Origin of the sequence: Limosilactobacillus secundus (assembly GCF_020784695.1) — a bacterium.
Classification (GTDB): Bacteria; Bacillota; Bacilli; order Lactobacillales; family Lactobacillaceae; genus Limosilactobacillus; species Limosilactobacillus reuteri_F.
In genome coordinates, this window is sequence record NZ_JAJGUA010000022.1 from 145,758 (window position 1) to 167,158 (window position 21,401).

Annotated in this window: 21 protein-coding genes; 15 read left to right on the forward strand and 6 right to left on the reverse strand. The window is 39.2% G+C overall.

Features of this window, described 5'->3' with window-relative positions; all coding sequences use genetic code 11:
• Positions 1-3: 3 nt before the first annotated feature.
• From sufD to LMB57_RS01255, 6 genes are read left to right on the forward strand one after another with little or no spacing between them, the layout of a single operon-like run.
• Positions 4-1,293: a Fe-S cluster assembly protein SufD gene (gene sufD / locus LMB57_RS01230; RefSeq protein WP_229272083.1), complete on the forward strand. Its 1,290-nt coding sequence runs from the start codon at positions 4-6 to the stop codon at positions 1,291-1,293.
• Positions 1,274-2,512, forward strand: coding sequence for an aminotransferase class V-fold PLP-dependent enzyme (locus tag LMB57_RS01235; RefSeq protein WP_229272082.1), 1,239 nt, complete (start codon positions 1,274-1,276; stop codon positions 2,510-2,512). The genes sufD and LMB57_RS01235 overlap by 20 nt, the downstream gene beginning before the upstream one ends.
• A complete protein-coding gene (sufU, locus tag LMB57_RS01240) occupies positions 2,499-2,960 on the forward strand; it encodes a Fe-S cluster assembly sulfur transfer protein SufU (protein WP_229272081.1) in 462 nt (153 codons plus the stop codon). The genes LMB57_RS01235 and sufU overlap by 14 nt, the downstream gene beginning before the upstream one ends.
• Complete coding sequence (gene sufB, locus LMB57_RS01245; RefSeq protein ID WP_229272080.1) at positions 2,953-4,362, forward strand: Fe-S cluster assembly protein SufB; 1,410 nt, start codon at positions 2,953-2,955, stop codon at positions 4,360-4,362. Before sufU ends, sufB begins: the two co-directional genes overlap by 8 nt.
• Before the next feature lie 32 nt (positions 4,363-4,394).
• Positions 4,395-4,727 (forward strand): metal-sulfur cluster assembly factor, encoded by a 333-nt coding sequence (locus LMB57_RS01250; protein WP_003667917.1) that lies wholly within the window; start codon positions 4,395-4,397, stop codon positions 4,725-4,727.
• A gap of 16 nt (positions 4,728-4,743) precedes the next feature.
• Positions 4,744-5,634 carry a helix-turn-helix domain-containing protein gene (locus LMB57_RS01255; RefSeq protein WP_229272079.1) on the forward strand — a complete coding sequence of 297 codons (891 nt, stop codon included), beginning with the start codon at positions 4,744-4,746 and terminating at the stop codon, positions 5,632-5,634.
• Between the two features lie 207 nt (positions 5,635-5,841).
• On the opposite strand, the gene LMB57_RS01260 is transcribed toward LMB57_RS01255, so the two are convergent.
• Positions 5,842-6,495 (reverse strand): response regulator transcription factor, encoded by a 654-nt coding sequence (locus LMB57_RS01260; RefSeq protein ID WP_229272078.1) that lies wholly within the window; start codon positions 6,493-6,495, stop codon positions 5,842-5,844.
• A gap of 484 nt (positions 6,496-6,979) precedes the next feature.
• Here LMB57_RS01260 and LMB57_RS01265 point away from each other — a divergent pair, with 484 nt between their 5' ends.
• A complete protein-coding gene (locus LMB57_RS01265) occupies positions 6,980-7,216 on the forward strand; it encodes a cytochrome b5 domain-containing protein (protein ID WP_003666157.1) in 237 nt (78 codons plus the stop codon).
• Between the two features lie 57 nt (positions 7,217-7,273).
• On the opposite strand, the gene LMB57_RS01270 is transcribed toward LMB57_RS01265, so the two are convergent.
• On the reverse strand, positions 7,274-8,086 hold the full coding sequence (locus LMB57_RS01270) for a Cof-type HAD-IIB family hydrolase (protein WP_229272190.1): 813 nt from the start codon (positions 8,084-8,086) through the stop codon (positions 7,274-7,276).
• A gap of 143 nt (positions 8,087-8,229) precedes the next feature.
• Between LMB57_RS01270 and LMB57_RS01275 the strand changes: the two genes are divergently transcribed.
• The 7 genes from LMB57_RS01275 (at position 8,230) to LMB57_RS01305 (ending at position 15,315) form a co-directional block, all read left to right on the forward strand.
• Positions 8,230-9,597, forward strand: a complete 1,368-nt coding sequence (locus LMB57_RS01275) for an RsmB/NOP family class I SAM-dependent RNA methyltransferase (RefSeq protein ID WP_229272077.1) — start codon at positions 8,230-8,232, stop codon at positions 9,595-9,597.
• Positions 9,598-9,615: 18 nt separating this feature from the next.
• Positions 9,616-10,482 carry an SPFH domain-containing protein gene (locus tag LMB57_RS01280; protein WP_229272076.1) on the forward strand — a complete coding sequence of 289 codons (867 nt, stop codon included), beginning with the start codon at positions 9,616-9,618 and terminating at the stop codon, positions 10,480-10,482.
• Positions 10,483-12,246 (forward strand): sensor histidine kinase, encoded by a 1,764-nt coding sequence (locus LMB57_RS01285; RefSeq protein ID WP_229272075.1) that lies wholly within the window; start codon positions 10,483-10,485, stop codon positions 12,244-12,246. It begins immediately after the preceding gene.
• Positions 12,227-12,958 carry a LytR/AlgR family response regulator transcription factor gene (locus tag LMB57_RS01290; RefSeq protein WP_229272074.1) on the forward strand — a complete coding sequence of 244 codons (732 nt, stop codon included), beginning with the start codon at positions 12,227-12,229 and terminating at the stop codon, positions 12,956-12,958. Before LMB57_RS01285 ends, LMB57_RS01290 begins: the two co-directional genes overlap by 20 nt.
• 202 nt (positions 12,959-13,160) lie before the next feature.
• On the forward strand, positions 13,161-13,580 hold the full coding sequence (locus LMB57_RS01295) for a CidA/LrgA family protein (RefSeq protein WP_152715392.1): 420 nt from the start codon (positions 13,161-13,163) through the stop codon (positions 13,578-13,580).
• A complete protein-coding gene (locus tag LMB57_RS01300; protein WP_094500817.1) occupies positions 13,573-14,313 on the forward strand; it encodes an LrgB family protein in 741 nt (246 codons plus the stop codon). Before LMB57_RS01295 ends, LMB57_RS01300 begins: the two co-directional genes overlap by 8 nt.
• A 27-nt stretch (positions 14,314-14,340) precedes the next feature.
• A complete protein-coding gene (locus LMB57_RS01305) occupies positions 14,341-15,315 on the forward strand; it encodes an L-lactate dehydrogenase (RefSeq protein ID WP_229272073.1) in 975 nt (324 codons plus the stop codon).
• Positions 15,316-15,390: 75 nt separating this feature from the next.
• Here LMB57_RS01305 and scrK read toward each other — a convergent pair whose 3' ends face one another.
• Positions 15,391-16,269: a fructokinase ScrK gene (gene scrK / locus LMB57_RS01310; protein ID WP_229272072.1), complete on the reverse strand. Its 879-nt coding sequence runs from the start codon at positions 16,267-16,269 to the stop codon at positions 15,391-15,393.
• Positions 16,270-16,390: 121 nt separating this feature from the next.
• Positions 16,391-17,410: a LacI family DNA-binding transcriptional regulator gene (locus LMB57_RS01315; RefSeq protein WP_229272071.1), complete on the reverse strand. Its 1,020-nt coding sequence runs from the start codon at positions 17,408-17,410 to the stop codon at positions 16,391-16,393.
• 163 nt (positions 17,411-17,573) lie between these two features.
• On the opposite strand from LMB57_RS01315, the gene LMB57_RS01320 reads away from it, so the two are divergent.
• Positions 17,574-19,763 carry an alpha-galactosidase gene (locus LMB57_RS01320; RefSeq protein WP_229272070.1) on the forward strand — a complete coding sequence of 730 codons (2,190 nt, stop codon included), beginning with the start codon at positions 17,574-17,576 and terminating at the stop codon, positions 19,761-19,763.
• 42 nt (positions 19,764-19,805) lie between these two features.
• Here the strand turns inward: LMB57_RS01320 and LMB57_RS01325 are convergent, their stop codons facing one another.
• Positions 19,806-20,294 (reverse strand): DUF1440 domain-containing protein, encoded by a 489-nt coding sequence (locus LMB57_RS01325; RefSeq protein ID WP_229272069.1) that lies wholly within the window; start codon positions 20,292-20,294, stop codon positions 19,806-19,808.
• 60 nt (positions 20,295-20,354) lie between these two features.
• Positions 20,355-21,401 (reverse strand): type 2 isopentenyl-diphosphate Delta-isomerase, encoded by a 1,047-nt coding sequence (fni, locus tag LMB57_RS01330; RefSeq protein ID WP_229272068.1) that lies wholly within the window; start codon positions 21,399-21,401, stop codon positions 20,355-20,357.

The window sequence follows — 21,401 nt, forward strand, 5'->3', positions numbered from 1 at the left end:
TTGATGACAGAATTAAACTCAGCAAAAGAACAAATAATTGCTGCTAGTAAGGCAAATAATGAACCTCAGCAATTGATTGATCGCCGGCTTAGTGCTCGTGAGTTGATGGAAAAGCTCCGTTTGCCGCGGATGCAACGATTCGATTTTCGAACTTGGCCCCTTATTGTGGATCGGCCATTGAAATGGATTGAATCAGACACCAGCTTAGTTGAAAAACCAGCCGCCGATGATGAAGTAATTAAGGTAACCCAGTTGGGACAAACTTTGCTCCACGTTAACTTGCCACAAAAGCTTCAAGATCAGGGGGTTATTCTCACAGATATCTTTGCTGCTGCTCGTGAATATCCTGAACTTTTCAATAAATACTTCATGACTGCCATTAACCCCGAAGAAAACCTCTTAACTGCTTATCATCTTGCTTATCTTAATGCCGGGTTATTCCTCTATATTCCAAAGAACGTTGAAATTGAAAAGCCAATTGAGGTCGAAATTATTCAGGACAGCACTCAAGATGAGCCCCTGATTTCGCATATTCTAGTAATTGCCGATCGTGGCAGCCGAATTAAGTTTATCCAGCACCTTACAACGATTGGGGATCATGAGAATGCCGCTAATATGATGATTGAATTAATGGCACAGGAAAATAGTGAGATTGACTTTTCTTCCTTAGATGAATTTGGTCCCCATACCCATACTTATTTTAAGCGGCGTGCCGATATTGGCAAAGATGCGCATGTTGAATGGGCAGTCGGCTTGATGAATGATGGTGCCACAGTTGGTGACATGGATTCCGAATTGCTAGGTGATGGGGGTTATGCTAACTCAAAGATGATTGCCGTAACTACTCGTGACCAAGAAGTTGGCGTCAACAACCGTGTTACCAACCATGGCAAGCACACCACTGGATTGATTAACCAGCGGGGCGTCATTCTTGAAAAGTCTGAATTAATTTTTAATGGAATTGGGCAAATTATTCATGGTGCTCATGGGGCAAAGGCAGACCAACAAAACCGGGTATTGATTATGTCCGATCAAGCACGGGGAGATGCTAACCCAATTCTGTTAATTGACGAAAATGATGTTGAGGCAGGACATGCGGCTAGTGTTGGCCCAGTTGATCAACAACAAATGTATTACTTAATGAGTCGGGGAATTCCGCGCGCGCAAGCAGAACGAATGGTTATTCGAGGATTCTTAGGAGCAGTCTTGAGTGCAATCCCAGCAGCGGATGTACGGAATAAGTTAATTACGATTCTTGAAAGGAAGCTCGCCGATGGACAACAATACGAATGATTATTTAGCCGACTTTCCAGCACTTAATCAGCAGGTTAATGATGAACGCTTAGCCTACCTTGATAATGCTGCGACTGTTCAGCGCCCGCGTCAGGTAATTCAGGCACTTGTTAACTTTTATGAACAAGATAATGCAAATGTTCACCGAGGGGTTCATACACTAGCAGAACGTGCGACTAAGGATTATGAAGAAGCGCGAAAAAAAGTGCAAAAGTTTATTAACGCGCCGAGTGCTAATGAAATCATCTTTACCAAGGGGTGTACGGATGGGTTAAATCTCGTCGTTGCAACCTATGGCGAACAAAATATTCAACCTGGTGATGAGATTGTTATTTCAATCATGGAACACCATAGTAACCTTATTCCTTGGCAACAACTAGCTAAGGAAAAGGGCGCTACCTTGAAATATATTGAATTAACTCCAGATGGCGAACTTGATCTTGCAGATGCTAAAACGAAAATTACCGATAAGACAAAGATTGTGGCAGTAGCCCATGCTAGTAATGTATTAGGAACAGTGACGCCCTTGAAAGAATTAGCAACGATTGCGCACCAACATGGGGCAATCGTTGTCGGTGATGGGGCGCAAGCAGTTCCACATATGCCGGTCGATGTACAAGAGCTTGATGTTGACTTTTACGCTTTCTCTGGTCATAAGATGATGAGTCCGATGGGAATTGGGGTTTTGTACGGAAAAGAGAACTTATTACGAGCGATGCCTCCTTACCAATACGGTGGAGAAATGATTAATGCTGTTCACCGTAATGAGAGTACCTGGGCTGATATCCCGTTTAAATTTGAAGTAGGAACCCAAAATATTGCTGGAGCGGTTGGCCTGGGAGCTGCGATTGATTATTTAAATAGTATTGGCATGGATAGGATTGTGCAAAAAGAACAGGAACTTGTTAACTATGTTTTGCCTAAGTTAATTGCCATTCCAGATGTCGAAATTTATGGTCCACAATCGCCAGCAAAGCATACTGGGGTAATTGCCTTTAATATCAAAGGCCTTCATCCCCATGATGTTGCTACGGCCCTTGATATGGATGGAGTAGCAGTCCGCGCCGGTCACCATTGTGCGCAGCCACTCATGGAAGACTTGGGCGTAACAGCAACTGCTCGTGCCAGTTTTTATTTTTACAATACTAAAGATGATGCTGATCAATTAATTGACGCAATCAAGGAAACAAAGGAGTTCTTTAACATTGGGACTATCTAAGTTAAACAGTTTATACCGTGAAGTGATTCTCGATTATGCCGATCATCCACATAATAAAGGAGAATTAGCAACTACTACGAACGCAATGACCCTTCATAATCCTACTTGTGGAGATACGATTAATCTTCAGGTCGAAATAGAAGATAACAAGATCAAAAATATTGCCTATACTGGTGATGGCTGTACTATTAGTCAAGCGTCAGCAAGCATGATGACTGATGCTGTTAAGGGAAAAACAACTGAAGAAGCCCTGGCAATGGCAAAGACTTTTTCTGATATGGCAATTGGCAAAGAACATTCAGAAGTTGAATTGGATCAACTAGGGGATGCCCGGATTCTTACCAGTATTATGGAATTCCCAGCCCGAATAAAGTGCGCCACGCTCTCGTGGTGGGCATTACAACGAGCATTGTTAAAGGATAGCAAGGAGGAAGAAAATAATGAGTAATGATGCAGCTAGCATTATAAATAATAATGACCAGTACGAATACGGCTTTCACGATAACGTTGAACCGGAATATTCAACTGGGAGAGGGTTAACAGAAGAAACTGTCCGCAAAATTTCAGCTGCTAAGCATGAACCTAAATGGATGCTAGATTACCGACTTAAGGCCTACAAGATTTATAGAGAATTACCGATGCCAAAGTTTGGGCCAGATTTATCCGAGTTAGACCTTAAGAACATGCTTTACTACCAAAAGATGACCGATAAAAAGTTTCGCGACTGGGATGATGTGCCCGAAGATTTAAAACGGACTTTTGATCGGTTAGGAGTTCCGGAAGCAGAACGAAAATACCTAGCCGGTTCATCTGCTCAATATGAATCCGAAGTTGTTTATCACAATATGAAAAATGAGTTTGAAAAGTTGGGGATTATTTTTACTGATACAGATACAGCCTTAAAAGAATACCCAGAATTATTTAAGAAATGGTTTGGTAAATTAGTTCAACCAACTGATAATAAATTCGCGGCCCTAAATGCAGCAGTATGGTCGGGTGGTTCATTTATTTATGTACCAAAGGGCGTTAAGACAAAGACGCCAATTCAATCTTACTTCCGGCTTAATGCGGAAAACTCAGGGCAATTTGAGCGGACCTTGATTATTGTTGATGAAGGGGCAAGTGTCGATTATGTCGAAGGATGTACTGCTCCCAATTACTCTTCTGATAGTCTTCATGCTGCAGTTGTTGAGGTTAACGTCTGCAAGGATGCTTACTGCCGTTACACAACTATTCAGAACTGGTCTGATAACGTTTATAGTCTAGAAACAAAACGGGCAGCAGCGGCAGAAAATGCAACCATGGAATGGGTTGATGGGAACCTTGGCTCAAAAGTTACGATGAAGTACCCAAGTGTCTACCTTAATGGTGAAGGTGCACGGGGAACAATGCTTTCTATTGCAGTTGCCAGCAATGGAATTCACCAAGATTCAGGAGCCCGAATGATCCACAATGCTAAAAATACATCTAGTTCAATAGTTTCAAAATCGATTGCTAAGACGGGGGGCTCAACTGATTACCGCGGAACGGTCCGCTTTGGTAAGCACTCTGATGGCTCTAAAGCCCACGTTGAATGTGATACGATCATTATGGATGACCGATCATCCTCAGATACGATTCCATATAATGAAATTGACAATGCTCATGTCGCAATGGAACATGAGGCTAAAGTATCTAAGATCTCTGAAGAACAACTTTACTATCTTATGAGCAGGGGGATTTCAGAAGCAAAGGCAACTGAAATGATTATTATGGGCTTTGTCGAACCATTTACGAAGGAATTGCCAATGGAATATGCAGTTGAATTGAATCGTTTAATCAGTTTTGAAATGGAAGGTTCAATTGGTTAGTTGAATTAACAAATAAGTTTGGAGGAACGTTTATGGCTGACGAAAAAGATACCCCCTTTTCACCAATTGAAAATAAAGTGATGGATGCGTTGGAAGAAGTTATTGATCCAGAATTGGGAATTGACCTCGTTAACCTTGGCCTTATTTATGATGTTAAGGTTGATGATAATGGTGAATGTACGGTTACAATGACTTTAACGACAATGGGCTGTCCATTAGGCGACATCTTAAATCGCGACATTACCAAGGCAGTTACTTCTGTTGAAGGTGTAACTAAATGTAATATTAACCTTGTGTGGGAACCAGTTTGGGATTTGTCAAGAATGAGTAGGTTTGCTAAAATTGCATTAGGAATTCACGGTTAGATATAGGAGGTCAGACATGGATATTAAACGCTTTGTTTATCAACGAAAAAGACTCGGCTACTCACAAGTTGCCTTAAGCAAGGGGATTTGTACCCAGTCGACCTTAAGTAAGTTTGAAAGCAATGGTCAAATACCTTCACTCACGATTTTGGCGCAGCTTTGCGACCGTCTAGGACTAACGATTGGTGATTTAAGTAAAGACAATACATCCTCAATTCGTTATATGAGAAGTCTGCTTGACCAGATTGAATTGGCTTTAATGATTGAACACTTTCCACAGGCAGTTAGTAATCTTAAGAAGATTCGGCTTGAAGATTTAAAATCGCCGCAAGATCGGATGCAATATTATTATTTAAAAGGGATGATTTACACTTTAACTAATAATAATGCGTCGACAAGTCTTTTTAACTTTACTAAGATTTTAGATGAACTGGATGAGCAACATCGGACGATCTTTTCGCCATTAGCATATTTAGGATCAGGAATCTTATATGCACGACAAAATTCAATGGAACATGCTGATTTCTTTTTCTCAAAGGTTATTGCATTTTTAAGATCAAAGGCAGATGAAGACTTAGCAGGTGTTGATCGAAACTATTATCTACGGATTGTAACGATGATGTACTACGCTGCAGAGTATCATTCATTAAATAAGCGGTTGGAGGTTAGTAACCAAGTTTTGGAGGCTACGACAAAGATCTGTGCTAGCAACCATGTTACTTATTTCTTACCACGAATTAAATTACTAGAAGTAAATAATGCAATTGAGTTAGGAGAAAACTCGAAAAAAATACGCCGACTTTTAACTGAAGCAGAAGTATTTGCTCGCTTCAATAAAAACAATGTTGTTGAAGTTCAAGTAGCTGCCCTGTTAAATAACTTTGATAAGACAATTAGTAATAAATAAAAATAATGAGGCTGAGAGAAAACTTTGTTTTTCTCCCAGCCTCAACTGTTTTCACGAACAATAATAATAAGATAACGTGGAACTAGCTTCGCGTCATCACAAAGCTCGAAGTTAAGTACGAACGATAATTAGTCTGGACCGTGCTAATCACCGCCCCCCAGCTTAGCCCACCGTCTCGTCGAGAAGATTATTTTCCACTCCCATTATCTATAGGTCTACTAATTGATGTTTAACTGCATAGTGGAGAAGTTCTGCGTGTGAAGCAAGGTTTAATTTTTGCATAATCTTTGTCTTATGGGCTTCAACAGTTTTAGGGGATATAAACATCTTAGTAGCAATTTCTTTGTTAGTATATCCTAAAACAATTAAAGGCAAGATTTCTTGCTCACGTTTTGAAAGCGGAATGTAATTTCCTAAATCGAAGTGCGGTGAACCGCCTTTGATAACTAATAAATCCTTCTTTGTTACCATAATATTATTGTCTAAGTATTTTTCACCATTAATAGCGTGTCTTAGGGCATGAATTAGTTCTTTCGGAGAGGAACTCTTAAAGATATAGCCATTTGCGCCATTATAAATTGCCTGATTGATGTATTGAGGTTCACTACGAGAAGAAAAAATAATAATTTTGGTGTTAGGGAAATGTTCATGAATTCTTTTGATTGTGATCAGACCATTTTCACCAGGAGGCATCGCTAAATCCATGATAATGATATCAATATCACCTTGTTCAACCCGTAACGAGGCATCTATTCCGGTTGTTTCTTCAGCAATTACTTTAAAATTATCTAGTTGTTCAACCAGATTTTTAACTGCCATTCGAATGATTGGATAATTATCCGCCACAAGTACTCTATACATCAATAAACCTGCTTTCATTCTTAAAGTTATCTCTTCTTCAGTATCTTCTTTTTGCTAATCATTATCAAGATCCAAAAATTATTTTTCACACTTGCTGAAATAGTTTCAATAAACGGCTGGAATAATTGTGAAAATTTATTGCAGAATAAAACTAATGCTGTAAAATAAAAGAGGATCATTGATGACATGACAACATCAATGGTCCACAGTAGAAGTATGTTGGCGAAAGTGATTGCAGAATCACCTTCGCCTTTTATTATACCAATTTTTTGTGCTAATGTAATAAAGATTATCTTTTTATCTATAAATTATTTTATGAAAAGAGTGAAAAAGTAAATTGGGCAAACAAAAAGCCGATTTTAATAACTTTATTAAGTAGTTTGAAGAAAAAATAATAATCATCTAATAATTAATGCATTTACGGATTGTTTGATCTAGAATGTAATTATTAGCTATTCTTGAATCAGAGAAAGGTGAAGCATTGATGGCAGAAAAAACATTTACAACAACCGAGCTCGCTGAGTTCGATGGTCGAAATGGACATCCCGCATACGTTGCCGTTAAAGGTGTTGTTTACGATGTCTCTAACGTTCCGCAATGGAAGGATGGTAAACACCATGGAAACCTTGCTGGTCGTGACTTGACTTCAGTAATGCCTCGTTCTATCCATCTGGAATCAGTTCTTGAAGGTATCCCTGTTGTTGGCAAACTAGTTGACTAGGAATAACTATGTAAAAAGCTAGGAATTGGTAGTTTTAAACTATCTCTCCCTAGCTTTTTATATTGTAACCTTAAAATAATCCCGCAAGTATTTTGCAAGCCCGTTATGTTCGTTATCAATTGTGGTCACATCATTAGCAATACTCTTCAACTCGGGAATCGCATTATACATTGCAACACCACGGCCCGCTGCATCAAGCATTTCCAAATCATTATGTTCGTCACCAAACGCAATAATATTTTGCCGGTCAATTTGGTACTGCTTAGCGATATAAAACATCCCTGATTCTTTATGAGTGCCACGATGGATCAGTTCTAAGATGTTATAAGAGCCCCCCCATACTCGTGGTTCAACGAAATCGCCGTATTTTTCATTAACTGCCTTAATGATTTCTTCTTGGTGTTCTGGTTCATATTGGATTGTCATTGCGATTGGATTGCCTGTTAAGTTAGTCGCGGTTAGGATTTGATCATCGCGCAATTTGTTTGGTAAGAATTCAGGTAAATCATTACTAGCTTGATTAGCCCATACATGATGTTTATTTTCAACGGTAATTGTTTTAATTCCTAGTTCTTTCCGATGGGCTAGGAGATCGAGGGCTAACTCTCGTGTTAATTCAACATCGTATTCTTTATCCCAGTGCTCATGAGGTATATGTGTCAAGGCCCCATTAAAGTTTACCATCGGGGTCTTGATCCCAATTTCATCGTAAATATGTTTGGCAATCCGGTAAGGGCGCCCAGTAATGATACTGACAATATGTCCGTCTCGGGCAAGGGCACGTAAAGTTGTAATTGTCTCATTTGTTAATTTTGATTGATTATTTAATGTTGTGCCATCAAGATCAAGCGCAATCAAGTGTTGATCCATTACCATCTCACTTCTCTTTCCATAAAAAATTCAATTATAATATTGTAAACAAAAACTTAACCTTTTGCCAAGTATTTTGACTTAAAAAGACTAAAAAATACGTTACAATAAAGATATTACGATAAAGAGGAGCGAAAAATAACGTGCAATTACCAAATGAATTTGTCACGAAATACAAAAAACTAATGGGAGCAGAGGCCGATGAGTTTTTATCAGCACTTGCCCAGTCAAGTTATAGTGGTTTTCGCGAGAATCCATTAAAGAACGGACAGCCGGTTGCAACAATTGAAAAAGCCACGGGGAAAGTACCGTATGTGCCGACAGGATATTATGGTCAAGTGAATGGAAAATCGTTAGACCATGTTACTGGATGGGTATATAGTCAAGAGCCGTCAGCAATGTTTGTAGGAGAAGTGGTTAATCCACAAGCTGGAGAACGAGTGCTAGACTTGTGTGCAGCTCCGGGAGGCAAAACAACGCATCTGGTTGCTAAAATGAATAACCAGGGATTACTAGTTGCTAATGAAATTTTCCCTAAACGGGCGAAAATTTTGGCTGAAAACCTGGAACGATGGGGAGCAAAAAATGCAGTTGTTACTAGTGAGAGTCCCGCAGATTTAGAAAAACAATTTCCTCAATATTTTGACCGGATTCTTGTTGACGCGCCTTGTTCTGGAGAAGGAATGTTTAGAAAAGAGCCTGCCGGAATTGAATATTGGTCACCAGAATACCCTGCTGAGTGTGCTAACCGCCAGCAAAAGATCCTCGCATCCGCAATGAAAATGCTAAAGCCAGGAGGAACATTAGTATATTCGACCTGTACTTTTGCGCCAGAAGAGGATGAACAAAATATCTCATGGCTGCTCAATAGCTATCCAGACTTGAAGCTTATCCCAATCAAAAAGGCAGCCGGAATGGATGATGGCCGTCCGGAATGGGCTGATGGCAATGAAGAATTGAAAAAGACAGTTCGCCTATTTCCGCACCATCTTAAGGGGGAGGGGCATTTCATTGCTAAGTTAGTAAATGGTGAGCCAGAGTCAACTGATAAAAAGCGCAAAAAGAAGAATAAGCGGAAAAAGCAATCGATTGTTAAACCGGACAAAGAACAGGTCAAACTCTTTAACCAGTTTGTTACAGGCGTCTTCCCAGACTATCAACCACACCAATTGATTTTATTTGGTGACCAGCTCTATGATTTGCCATTAGAAGAGGCCAAGATCGAGGGACTAAATGTCCTTCGGCCTGGACTTCACCTCGGCACTTTTAAGAAAAATCGATTTGAACCAGCGTTGGCATGGGCGCTTGCCAGCTTACCACAGGAGGCAAACCGGGTTATTGAACTAAGCCAGGAACAGTGGCACCAATATGTCCATGGGGATGTAATCAATATTGATGCTGACCTTCCGAATGGTTGGTACTTATTAGTATGTGATGAGCATCCTACTGGTTTTGGAAAGTTAGTAGGCAAAACAATCAAAAACTTTTATCCCAAGGGGTTACGTTTTTAAATTAGGAGGATTATCGAGATGAAGGAAAAAGCAGCCTTTCACGTTAACGGCTACCTCGGTTTACTCGGAGCGATAATTATCGGTTTGATTAGTTTGTGGCTGATATTTGTTGGTTTTACGGGTAATTTTCCAGTGGTTTTGACAATTGGCATTATTTTATTCTTAATTGTGATTCTTTTTAGTACATCATTGACAATTATTCAGCCAAATGAAGCCAAAGTTTTAACTTTTTTTGGTAATTATATCGGGACTATTCGTGATGCGGGTTTATTTATGACGGTACCATTTACAAATAAGGAGACTGTTTCTCTTCGTGTCTGCAATTTTAATAGTCAGATTTTAAAGGTCAATGATTCAAAAGGTAATCCAGTCGAAATTGCGGCCGTAATTGTCTATAAAGTTGTCGATACCGCAAAAGCGCTCTTTTCGGTTGATGATTATGAGCAATTTGTTCAAATTCAAAGTGAGTCTGCGGTTCGTCATGTTGCTAGTGAATATCCATATGATAGTTTTGAAGATCAAGATGCAATTACCCTTCGCGGGAATCCAACCGAAGTATCAGAACGTTTAACTGCTGAACTGCAAGAACGGTTAAATGTAGCGGGGGTCAAAGTTATTGAAACACGGTTAACCCACTTAGCCTACGCAACTGAAATAGCGAGTGCCATGCTGCAAAAGCAACAGTCATCGGCAATCCTGTCAGCGCGAAAGATAATCGTTGAAGGAGCTGTTTCAATTACTGAAGAAGCAATTGAACGACTAAGCAAGGAAGCTAACCTTGATTTAACAGATGAGCAACGTTTGCAAATCATCAATAATATTATGGTAGCAATTATTAGTGAACGGGGAACGCAACCAGTAATAAATACAGGGACACAAGGATAAATGATATATTTAACAATTTTAATGGCTGAGCGCGTTGGTTTAATTATTATTCTAGCGTTTTTGCTAGTTAGTGTACCCCTATTTCGCCGCCTGTTATTTAATCAAACCATTAGTGCCAAAATTCAGCTAACGATTCTTTTTTCTATTTTTGCTATTATGGCTAATATGACTGGAATAGAGATCGATGCGAATAACCAGTTGCATAACAAAATTATTCTTACGGCCATTTCAACAAATGACTCGATTGTCAATGCCCGAATTTTAGCTGTTTCAGTTGCTGGAATTATCGGTGGGCCATGGGTTGGTAGTCTAGTAGGGTTAGTAGCAGGGGTTCATCGGATTATTCAAGGTGCGCCCCTGCAAGGTTGGTTTTATGTGCCTAGTTCAGTTTTGATTGGTGCGCTTTCTGGTTTTTTGTATCATGATCGAAAAAGTTATTTTAAGGTAATGACGCCGTGGCATGGTTTTATTGTAGGGATTTTGATGGAAAGTATTCAAATGCTTTTTATCTTACTGTTCAGTCCCACGGGATGGGTTTTAGTTAAATATATTGCCCTGCCAATGATCTTGGTTAATTCGCTGGGGACATCGATTTTCTTATCAATCATTTCAATGTACCTTCACCAAGAGGAAGAACTGCGCGCTATGCAAACTCATTCTGTCTTGCAATTAACAAATGAAACCTTGCCTTATTTTCGTCAAGGATTAAATAAAAGCTCAGCACAACAAGTAGTCAAAATTATTAAAAAATATACTAATTTTGATGCAGTGAGTATCACTGACAGACAAAGAATACTTGCACATATTGGAGCTGGTGATGATCATCATATCCCAGGAAATAGACTAGAAACTTCTTTATCTAGTAATGTGATCAAAACGGGCCAAATAAAGGTCGCAAATAACAGTAAAATGATTGGTTGTATCGATCCCAATTGTCCTCTAGAAGCAGCGATTGTTGCCCCTCTGCGAATTGGGAATGAAGTTATCGGAACATTAAAAATGTACTATACTGATCAATGGCATTTAACACCGGTTGAAATTCAGCTAGCAATCGGTCTGTGTGAGATTTTTGCGAACCAAATTGCATTGGGTGAAGCAGAAGTACAGGCGCAATTAGTTCGAGATGCTAAGATAAAAGCTTTACAAGCCCAAATAAATCCGCATTTCTTTTTTAATGCTATTAATACAATTAGTGCAATTTTACGCCGGGATCAAGAAAAAGCGCGTGAACTTCTCCTTCAACTTAGTAATTATTTCCGGGCTAACTTAATTGGGGCCCGGGAGACCGAAATTACTTTAGGACAAGAGCGAACGCAAGTCGATGCATACCTTGAACTGGAACAAACTAGATTTCCACATAAATATAACATCACCTTTGATCAACAAGTCGAAAATGATGTTTACCTGCCGCCATTTACAATTCAAGTATTAGTTGAAAATGCGCTTAAACATGCTTTCGGAGCACGTAAAGACCATAATAATGTTCAGATAACAATAAAGCAGCTGGAAGCACGGTTGGAAATTCAAGTGGCTGATAATGGGGAAGGGATTGCACCGGAACTTCTTCCTAAACTTGGAAAAGAACCATTGACATCTTCAAAGGGGAGTGGAAATGCGCTATATAATTTGAATCAGCGCTTAATTGGTCTATATGATCAGCATAGTGCCCTTCAAATTACAAGTAGTAATAAAGGAACAAAGATCAAAATTTCTTTACCATATCACACTAAGGAAGGTGCAGACAATGAAAGTCTTAATCGTTGATGATGAACCGCTTGCTCGTGAAGAACTTCATTACTTAATTCAGGGAAATAGTGAAGTTACAGAAATACTTGAAGCAGATGGCATTTTTATGGCAGAGGAACAAGTAAAACATGAACACCCAGATATGGTTTTCTTAGATATAAAGTTATCTGATGGAAATGGAATGGCGTTAGCTGAAAAAATAAAATCATTTGCTGATAGTCCTCATATTGTCTTTGCGACTGCTTATGATTCCTATGCGTTAGATGCCTTTGAAGCAGATGCAGTTGACTATATTTTGAAGCCATTTTCTGCTAAAAGGGTCAACGAAGCAATTATGCGTGTCGCCAAATTAATTCCGCCAGATGATGTCGCTGCCAAAACCAAGATGGAATTAAGGCAGAATCCTCGAATTTCGATTCAAAACGACGAGCGAACGATCATTTTACAGAAAAAACAAATACTTTACGTACAGGCACAACAAGGATTTGTTTATATCTGGACTTTTAATAAGCATAAAATCATTAGTCGACAGACGCTCACTAATATTTATGACCAATTAAAATCTCCAGAATTTTTACAGATCCATCGTAGTTTTATTGTTAATTTGAATGGCGTAACAGAGCTTCAGCCTAGTTTCAATCATACTTATGAGCTGACATTAATCGATGGTAGTAAATTACCAGTAAGTCGATCATATGTTAACACAACCAAAAAAGCATTAGGTTTATAAAAAGGATTAGTGAATTGTTTATCTTTTCACCAATCCTTTTTTGCGTAAGGCATTTTAAGCTAACTGGAGGGCATTTTAACGCAAATTTAGGTTATTTAATAGTGAAAACGAATACAAATTAAGAAAAATTAGTAAAATAGATTGTGATAAATGGTATTAACGTTAATGCTTAAACATATTTATCATGTTTAGGAGGATTATTATGAAGAAAGAAGAAAAGAAGAAGGAAGCGCCCATTTTAGTTCAAATGGGAATCTTTGCTGCAATTTTATTCGTATCACAATTAATCTCTAATCTTTTTCCTAAGAGTTTCGTTGTTCCTACCCCATTAATTGGAATGATTTTATTATATATTTTATTAGCTTGCCATATTGTTAAGTTGGAACAAGTTGAAAAGTTCGGAGATTTCATGATTAGTTTAATCGCCTTTCTGTTTGTCCCATCAGGAATTCAGCTTGCTGGGAGCCTTGGTTTAATGAAAAAAGAAGGGCTACAAGATGTAATTGTTATTATTATTTCGACAATTATTTTATTAGCAGTAATTGCTTATGTTGGAGCATTCTTTATTGGGTTACATCATAAATTGTTCAAGACTAACAAGGGGGAAACTGATAATGACTAATGTATTTATTACAAATCTGGCGTTACCTTTTACCGGGGTATTTATTTCGTTGCTGGTCTATTTAATTGGGATGTGGCTTTTCAAAATTAGTAATGGCTTCTTCCTCTTCACCCCATTGTTAGTAGGGATGGTATTAGGAATTGTAATTTTGGCAATCTGGGCCAAGGTCGCTAATTCAACGACCGCAATAGTTTATAAAAAATTTTACCAGCCAGGCGGAAATTTGATTTTTTGGTTCTTGAACCCAGCAACAATGGCATTTGCGATTCCGCTTTATCGCCGGAATGATGTTTTTAAGAAATATTGGGTCGATGTAATTCTCACATTATTTGTAGGTGGATTCATTTCATTATTTTTGATTCAAGGAACAGCTAAATTATTTGCTCTTTCCCGTGTTTCAACCGCCGCTATGCTTCCTCAAGCAGCTACTACCGCTGTTGCGATGCCAATTGCAAAGGGAATCGGTGGTGATCCCGCGGTAACAGCGATGGCATGTATCTTAAATGCAGTTATTATTTATGCCCTTGCCGAATTCCTGATTAAGGTCTTTAGGTTAAAGAAAATCTCAAAGGTTGGGACTGGTCTTGGTCTTGGATCCGCTGGTCACACTGTTGGATCTGCTAAGGCGGTTCAACTAGGTTCAATTCAAGGAGCAATGGCCGCAGTGGCAGTTGTTATCGTTTCGTTAGCAATGGACATTTTGGTTCCTATTTATGCTCATCTTTTTATGTAAATTTTAATTAGGGAGAGAAAAAGAAGTATGGCGACAGAAGAACATCAAAAGGTTGTTTTAATTGGTGATGGAGTTGTGGGGTCCGCTTATGCTTTTAGCGTGATCCAGCAAGGTTTAGCTGAGGAATTAGTTATTATAAATAAGAGTAATGAGCGAAGCGTTGGGGATGCACTGGATTTGGAAGACGCAACGCCATTTACTGCCCCAGTAAAGGTTAAGGCTGGTAGCTATCAAGATTGTAAAGACGCTGATATTGTTACTATTTGTGCAGGTGCTGCGCAAAAGCCAGGTGAAACACGGCTTAAATTAGTTGAACGTAACTTAAAGATTATGAAGGAAATCGTTCAAGAAGTAGTTAATACCGGTTTTAATGGAATTTTCTTAATTGCTGCCAACCCAGTCGATATCTTGACATATGCTGTTCAAAAAATTTCTGGCTTTCCAGCACATAAAGTTATTGGATCGGGAACTTCTCTTGATTCAGCACGCTTAAGAGTAGCGATTGGTAAAAAGTTAGCTATTGATCCCCGAGATGTTCATGTTGATATGTTAGCGGAGCATGGGGATTCAGAATTTGCTGCTTATTCTTGTGGGACAATCGGTGGAACGCCTTTAATGGATTATGTTTTAGCTAATGGGCTAACAAAGCAAGAATTGTTAAAACTAGAAGAACAAGTACGTAATAAGGCTTATGAGATTATTAACCGGAAAGGCGCAACATACTATGGAGTAGCGACTGCTTTGGCAAGAATAACAAAAGCAATTTTGTATGACCAAAATACAGTATTACCCGTAAGTGCATATTTAGATGGTGAATATGGAGAAAAGGATATTTACCTCGGGACACCGGCTGTAATTGATAAAGACGGTATTCAAAGGGTAGTAGAATTACCATTAGATTCGCGTGAACAAGAGGCTTTAATTAATTCAGCATCAGTTTTGCGTGAAACGACAGCAAATGGAATGACTAAAGCGGGTCTATTGAACTATCTTTGGAAATAAATAAAAATGACTAAGATTGAGGAGCAATATTTTCCTCAGTCTTAGTCATTTTTGCATTATAGTGACCAACGACGGTTATTTATTTGTTTCGATTAGGTGCTTAGCCAATGCAAAGTTACCGAGAGTAGCAGAGCCATTTCCTGGAATGGAAGGATTAACAATGTATTCATCAAGCGATCCAACCGGAAGATAATCGTTCCATAACATTGCAAATTGCTTCCGAACCCGTTCAAGAAAGGCTGGGCGCGAAACGCTTCCACCGAAAATAATTTTTTGTGGTCGTAAAATGGCAGTGACCTGAACGGCAGCTTGTGCAACGTAATATGCCATGATATCCCAAACAGGATGATTATCAGGAACATCTTCGCCACTAATACCGAGCCGCGCCTTGAAAGTTGGCCCAGCTACCAATCCCTCTAAGCAATCGTGGTGGTAAGGACAGATACCAGTAAAGTTCAGATCAGCTGGGTGTCGTTGTAAACGAACGTGGCCCATTTCAGGGGTACTAATTCCACCAATAAAACGACCATCTTGAATTGCACCAGCACCCACGCCAGTTCCAAGGGTATAGTAAACCAAGGCCGGATTATTATACTTATCTTTTAAATTGACATATTCACCGTAAACCGAACCATTAACGTCTGTTGTCCAGTAGACGGGAATATTGAGGGCGTCAGTCATTGTACCGACAAAATTGCAATTTTGCCATTTAACTTTAGGAGTATCAGTAATGTAACCATACTTTTCACTAGCCGGATTAGTATCAATTGGCCCAAAACTAGCAATTGAAAGTGCAGCTAGTTCAGGGTACTGCTTAAAAAATTCAATTGAAGCCCCTAAAGTTTCTTTGGGGGTAGTTGTAGGGATGACTTTTTTATCAATTTCATTAAAATTTTCGTCACCGACAGCACAGACAAACTTAGTACCGCCAGCTTCAATACTTCCTAATAACATAATTAAAAACCTCATTTAATTAAAGTGAACGTTTATCAATCTGATAACCATGTTTGAGTATAAACCTTAGAAAACGGTATCACAAGCACAATTACTCTCTTTTTACTTATAAAACGTTTCACTAATTCAAATTAATTTCGGAACTTTCGCGCCAAGTGGCTTTGGCGGGCAAATTAATATGGATAGGGATATCATTCGGATTATTCAGACGGTTAACTAATCTTTGAACTGCTATTTTCCCCATTGAAAGACTTGCTGGATTGATCGATGAAAGGGACGGAACTAAATATTCAGCAATATCCGAATCATTATAGCTAATAATTTGAAGGTCTTGGGGAACTTTAAGCTGGTGTTGCTTCAGGGCTCGATATGCACCGATAGTTAGTTGGTCACTAGCTATTAAGGCGGCCTGAAAATTATCTTTCAAAAGAGTATTCATGCTATCAAAGCCATCTTTAGGAGTCCACCCATTCAGGGCAATCAATGGAGAAATATTATGAAGTTTTGTCCACATCAAATAGGCTTTAGCTCGAATATCTTGATACGAGTCTGTCGTTTTGCCATTATTATTCATGGGATGAATATTTCCACCGATAAAGGCGATTTTATTAAGGCCATTTTCTAGTAGCTGATCAAGAACGATTTGAGTAGCTTCAAAATACGAATTACGGATAATATCGTAAACGGGTAGGTAGCGATAGTCGTCAATTAAAACGATATGGGGATTATTTTTAGCTAAATTAGCGTAGAATTCTTGCGTAAAAACTCCGGCGACGATTACGCCATCATATTTTTGAGCGTCAGTAAATTGAAATGCTTTATTGGGAAAACGAATAAAACCTTTGATCTGAATATTTTGCTTGGAAGCTTCCTGAATAATTCCATCATGAACTTGAATGAAATAAGGGTCATGAGCTTCTGTCTCAAGGGAATGAGTGGTGAGTACTAGGATTGAACGAGGAGCTAGCGGCGGAGTGACGGACCTGTTTAGATGGGGATGGTAATTATACTTTGCTGCTACTTTTTTAATTCGTGCTCTTGTTTGTTCACTTACTGAAAAAGATGAATCATTGCTTAAGACACGTGAAACGCTGGCAGGAGATACACCAGCCTCACGTGCTATTTTTCTGATACCAATCATAGGAAACCCTCCTTTTAATCAATTTCTAGCATAACATATTTTTAGTAAACGTTTAGTAGTCAATGATGACGGTTAATTATTGTTACATCAACAATGGAAGCGCTTGACGAAAAATAACTAAACGTTTATTATGGAATCGATTTCAAGAAAGGGGCCACAACGAATGATTACATTTGATGAACAGCAACGCGTTTTTCACTTAAAGAATAAAGAAATTTCCTATTTATTTTCAGTAGAAGAGGGAAATATCCTCAGTCACCTTTATTTTGGACCGGCAATTCGTAATTACCATGGTGAACGCCACTATCCACGAGTTGATCGTGGATTTTCAGGAAATCTTCCTGGATCGATGGACCGGACTTATTCGAAGGATGATTTATTGCAGGAGTATTCGGGAAACAATACCGGAGATTATCGTGTGCCTGCAATTATTATCAAAACAGAAAATGGTTCACGACTGACTGATTTCCGTTACAAGTCTTATAAGATTTTACCGGGGAAGCCGAAACTAGCTGGGTTACCTGCATCTTATGTTAAAAGTGATAAAGAAGCAGAAACGTTGGAAGTTACTTTGGTTGATGAAACAATCGGTGCACAACTTATTCTTTCGTACACTATCTATAACGAACGGCCGGTTATTACAAGGAATGCGCGGTTAGTAAACACAAGCAATCAAGAATTACGAATTGAAAAGATTGCCTCAATGCAACTGGATTTAACTAAACATGATTATGATGTTATCTCCGTTCCAGGACAATATGCTCTTGAACGACAACCTGAACGGCAAGAATTACGTCGGGGAATAACAGAATTTTCTAGCCGCCGAAATTCTAGTTCTCATCATATGAATCCGTTTGTGGCCTTGGTTGACAAGAACACCGATGAATTTCAGGGAAATGCTTTGGGAGTGCTCCTTGTCTACTCAGGTAATCACCAGTTTACCTTGGAAAAAGATCAGATCGACCAGATTCGCTTAATAACTGGAATTAATGATTATAACTTTGAATGGGTTCTTGAATCGGGAAAAGATTTTCAGACACCGGAAGCAATCATGGGCTTTAGTCAACAGGGCCTAAATGGGATGTCACAAGTATTCCATAAGTTATTACGGGACCGGGTTGCTCGCGGTAAGTATCAATATGCAGACCGACCAATTGTTATTAATAATTGGGAAGCGACCTTCTTTGACTTTGATGATAAGAAGTTAGACCAAATTATTGATGAAGCAAAGCCATTGGGAATTGAAATGTTTGTTCTTGATGACGGCTGGTTTGGCCACCGGAATGATGATAATTCATCGCTTGGTGATTGGTTTGTTAACCAGGACAAGCTTACTGGTGGATTGAAGCGGGTAGCAGACCGGACCCACGAGCATGGCATGAAATTCGGCCTCTGGTTTGAGCCAGAAATGATTTCAGTCGATTCTAAGTTATATAAGGAACATCCAGACTATGCCTTACATGAACCGAACCGTGGCATGACACTTTCTCGTAATCAATTAGTACTAGACTTTAGCCGTAAAGAAGTCGTTGATAATATCTACAATCAAATGTGCTTAATTTTAGATCAGGTGCCGCTTGACTATATTAAATGGGACTTCAACCGTAACCTTACTGAGGTCTTCTCTAGCGCAGCGGATGCAGAACATCAAGGAGAAGTTAGCCACCGTTATGTTTTAGGTTTATATGACTTAATGGAGCGGTTAGTTACCCGTTATCCTAATATCTTGTTTGAAGGCTGCTCTGGCGGTGGTGGTCGCTTCGATGCTGGTATTCTTTACTACATGCCGCAAAGTTGGCCATCAGATGATACAGACGCGGTCGAACGGTTAAAGATCCAATACGGAACATCTTTAACTTATCCAATCTCATCTATGACTGCTCACGTATCAGTTTCACCTAACCAACAAACTGGCCGTTCTACTAGTTTTAAGATGCGGGGCGATGTTGCCATGAGTGGGGTCTTTGGCTATGAACTTGACTTAGCAGATTTGACTGAAGAGGATCGGCAAATGGTAAAGGAACAGATCAAGTTTTACAAGGCTCACCGCCACTTAATTCAATATGGTGACTTTATTCGCTTAGAAAGTCCTTTTGATAGCAATACGGTCGCTTGGGAATTTGTCAGTCCTGATAAGTCAGAAGCACTGCTATTTATGTTTAAGCAGTTGCATACTAACCGTTTTGAAATTAATAATACCAAGATGGCGGGACTTGATCCAACAATTGATTATCATGATGAGATGACTGATAAGACTTATGGTGGGGATGAATTGATGAATGTCGGTTTGTTCCATGACCCGACTCATACGGGGGACTTCATTTCCGAGGTGCATTACTTTAAAGGCGAATAGTTTAAAATAATAAAAATCCGAGAAAATTTTCTCGGATTTTTATTATTTTTTACTCTTTATTAATGCATCAATCGTCCACATCCAGATTGCATGTCCTAAAAATTCAGAAACATGTTCTTCAAGTGGTTGATCTTTTGCAGCAGGTACTGTTCCCATTAATGGCATTAACTTGAGATGGAAGAAATCCCAAACGGCAATCCCGAATGGTACTCCATCACCTTTTTTGATCCAAGGTGCCAACTGTCCGCCGATACTATAGAGAACTCCAAAACCAGCTGAGAAACTAAAGTGAACAACATAACTTACCCATGGCAACTGTTGACCGGAATAGGTATAAGTAGCATGTGTAAGTTGCGCTGGAACGCCAAATTGTTCAAGCAGTTTTTGTGGTGGGTTTGTTTGATCTCGCTCTGGTGTCCGTGGTGGGAGAATATTTTCCCAACCAAGTTTAACAAGCCCAGCAACAAGCCCAGCGGTTATACCGACTGTAATTGATTTGCCCCAATTAATTTTATTCATTTCAATCACCATCCAAGCCTTTAAACATTAAACCAATTGTATCAATCTTAATAAGAATTTCAATTATTTAGGTTAGCGTAAGTGACGCTGACGAGCATATGATAGCAAGTCGGTTCCTAAAACGTATTCAACACGTGAAAGCTCGGTAAATGATGAGCAACCAAGGAGCGCGAGCAAGCGTTTGACAATCACTTGCCATTCACCGAGCGTTTGGTCTAATGCTTCATAACCTTCGTTTTGGAGAATGTTGAGGAAGTAACCAGCAACACCAACTGCCCGGGCTCCTAATACACCAGCCTTGATAACATCGAGGGGAGAAGTAATTCCGCCAGAGGCAATAATTTCAGTTTTACCTCGCCGAATTGAATGAGCTTCCAATAGTGATTCGGGAGTTGTTTGTCCCCAGTCCAATAAACTCTCAAAATTAATATCATGATTACGCCGATTCTCAATAGCTGCAAAGTTTGTCCCGCCACGTCCACTAACATTGATGAGGTGAACATCATGGGTTTGCAGTTTGGCAATCGTCGTTTTGCTCATTCCAAAGCCAACCTCTTTTACAATAACTGGGATTTCCAGTTCACTGACAAGATACTGGATATTATCTAACCAATTAAAATCACGATCACCTTCAGGCATAATTAATTCTTGGGCCGCATTGATATGCAGTTCAAGGGCATTTGCTTTCAGAAGGGAAATAGCATTTATCGCTTGGTCAAGACTGGCATTTGCACTTAAATTTGCAAAAATAATGCCATTTGGATTTTCTTCGCGAATTATTTCAAAAGACGAAAAGGATTGGGGGTCTTTTGAAATAATGCTGAGAGATCCAGTTGCCATTGCCAAATGGTGTTTATGAGCTAATTGAGCAAGTTGTTGGTTGATTTTAAGGGCTTGATCACTTCCGCCAGTCATTGCCTCAATATAAAAAGGACATTCAATTTCTAAATTATCAGCTAACTGGACATGCAAATCAACATCATCTGTCGTCATTTCAGGTAAGCTATCATGAATTAGACGCACTTGATCAAAATAATGGTGTTGATGAACCTGGTCATAATATTTAGCAGCTAATGAAAGGTGTTCGTTTTTTCGTTGGGCGTGACGTGATTCCATCAT

Excerpts from the sequence above, each read along its gene's own strand:
- LMB57_RS01320 (WP_229272070.1), top strand. The coding sequence starts at position 17,574 with ATGATTACATTTGATGAACAGCAACGCGTTTTTCACTTAAAGAATAAA.
- LMB57_RS01260 (WP_229272078.1), bottom strand. The coding sequence starts at position 6,495 with ATGTATAGAGTACTTGTGGCGGATAATTATCCAATCATTCGAATGGCA.
- fni (WP_229272068.1), bottom strand. The coding sequence starts at position 21,401 with ATGATGGAATCACGTCACGCCCAACGAAAAAACGAACACCTTTCATTA.
- LMB57_RS01315 (WP_229272071.1), bottom strand. The coding sequence starts at position 17,410 with ATGATTGGTATCAGAAAAATAGCACGTGAGGCTGGTGTATCTCCTGCC.
- LMB57_RS01265 (WP_003666157.1), top strand. The coding sequence starts at position 6,980 with ATGGCAGAAAAAACATTTACAACAACCGAGCTCGCTGAGTTCGATGGT.
- LMB57_RS01280 (WP_229272076.1), top strand. The coding sequence starts at position 9,616 with ATGAAGGAAAAAGCAGCCTTTCACGTTAACGGCTACCTCGGTTTACTC.
- scrK (WP_229272072.1), bottom strand. The coding sequence starts at position 16,269 with ATGTTATTAGGAAGTATTGAAGCTGGCGGTACTAAGTTTGTCTGTGCT.
- LMB57_RS01255 (WP_229272079.1), top strand. The coding sequence starts at position 4,744 with ATGGATATTAAACGCTTTGTTTATCAACGAAAAAGACTCGGCTACTCA.
- LMB57_RS01305 (WP_229272073.1), top strand. The coding sequence starts at position 14,341 with ATGGCGACAGAAGAACATCAAAAGGTTGTTTTAATTGGTGATGGAGTT.
- LMB57_RS01285 (WP_229272075.1), top strand. The coding sequence starts at position 10,483 with ATGATATATTTAACAATTTTAATGGCTGAGCGCGTTGGTTTAATTATT.
- LMB57_RS01300 (WP_094500817.1), top strand. The coding sequence starts at position 13,573 with ATGACTAATGTATTTATTACAAATCTGGCGTTACCTTTTACCGGGGTA.
- LMB57_RS01295 (WP_152715392.1), top strand. The coding sequence starts at position 13,161 with ATGAAGAAAGAAGAAAAGAAGAAGGAAGCGCCCATTTTAGTTCAAATG.
- LMB57_RS01270 (WP_229272190.1), bottom strand. The coding sequence starts at position 8,086 with ATGGATCAACACTTGATTGCGCTTGATCTTGATGGCACAACATTAAAT.
- LMB57_RS01325 (WP_229272069.1), bottom strand. The coding sequence starts at position 20,294 with ATGGTGATTGAAATGAATAAAATTAATTGGGGCAAATCAATTACAGTC.
- LMB57_RS01235 (WP_229272082.1), top strand. The coding sequence starts at position 1,274 with ATGGACAACAATACGAATGATTATTTAGCCGACTTTCCAGCACTTAAT.
- LMB57_RS01250 (WP_003667917.1), top strand. The coding sequence starts at position 4,395 with ATGGCTGACGAAAAAGATACCCCCTTTTCACCAATTGAAAATAAAGTG.
- LMB57_RS01290 (WP_229272074.1), top strand. The coding sequence starts at position 12,227 with ATGAAAGTCTTAATCGTTGATGATGAACCGCTTGCTCGTGAAGAACTT.
- sufD (WP_229272083.1), top strand. The coding sequence starts at position 4 with ATGACAGAATTAAACTCAGCAAAAGAACAAATAATTGCTGCTAGTAAG.
- sufB (WP_229272080.1), top strand. The coding sequence starts at position 2,953 with ATGAGTAATGATGCAGCTAGCATTATAAATAATAATGACCAGTACGAA.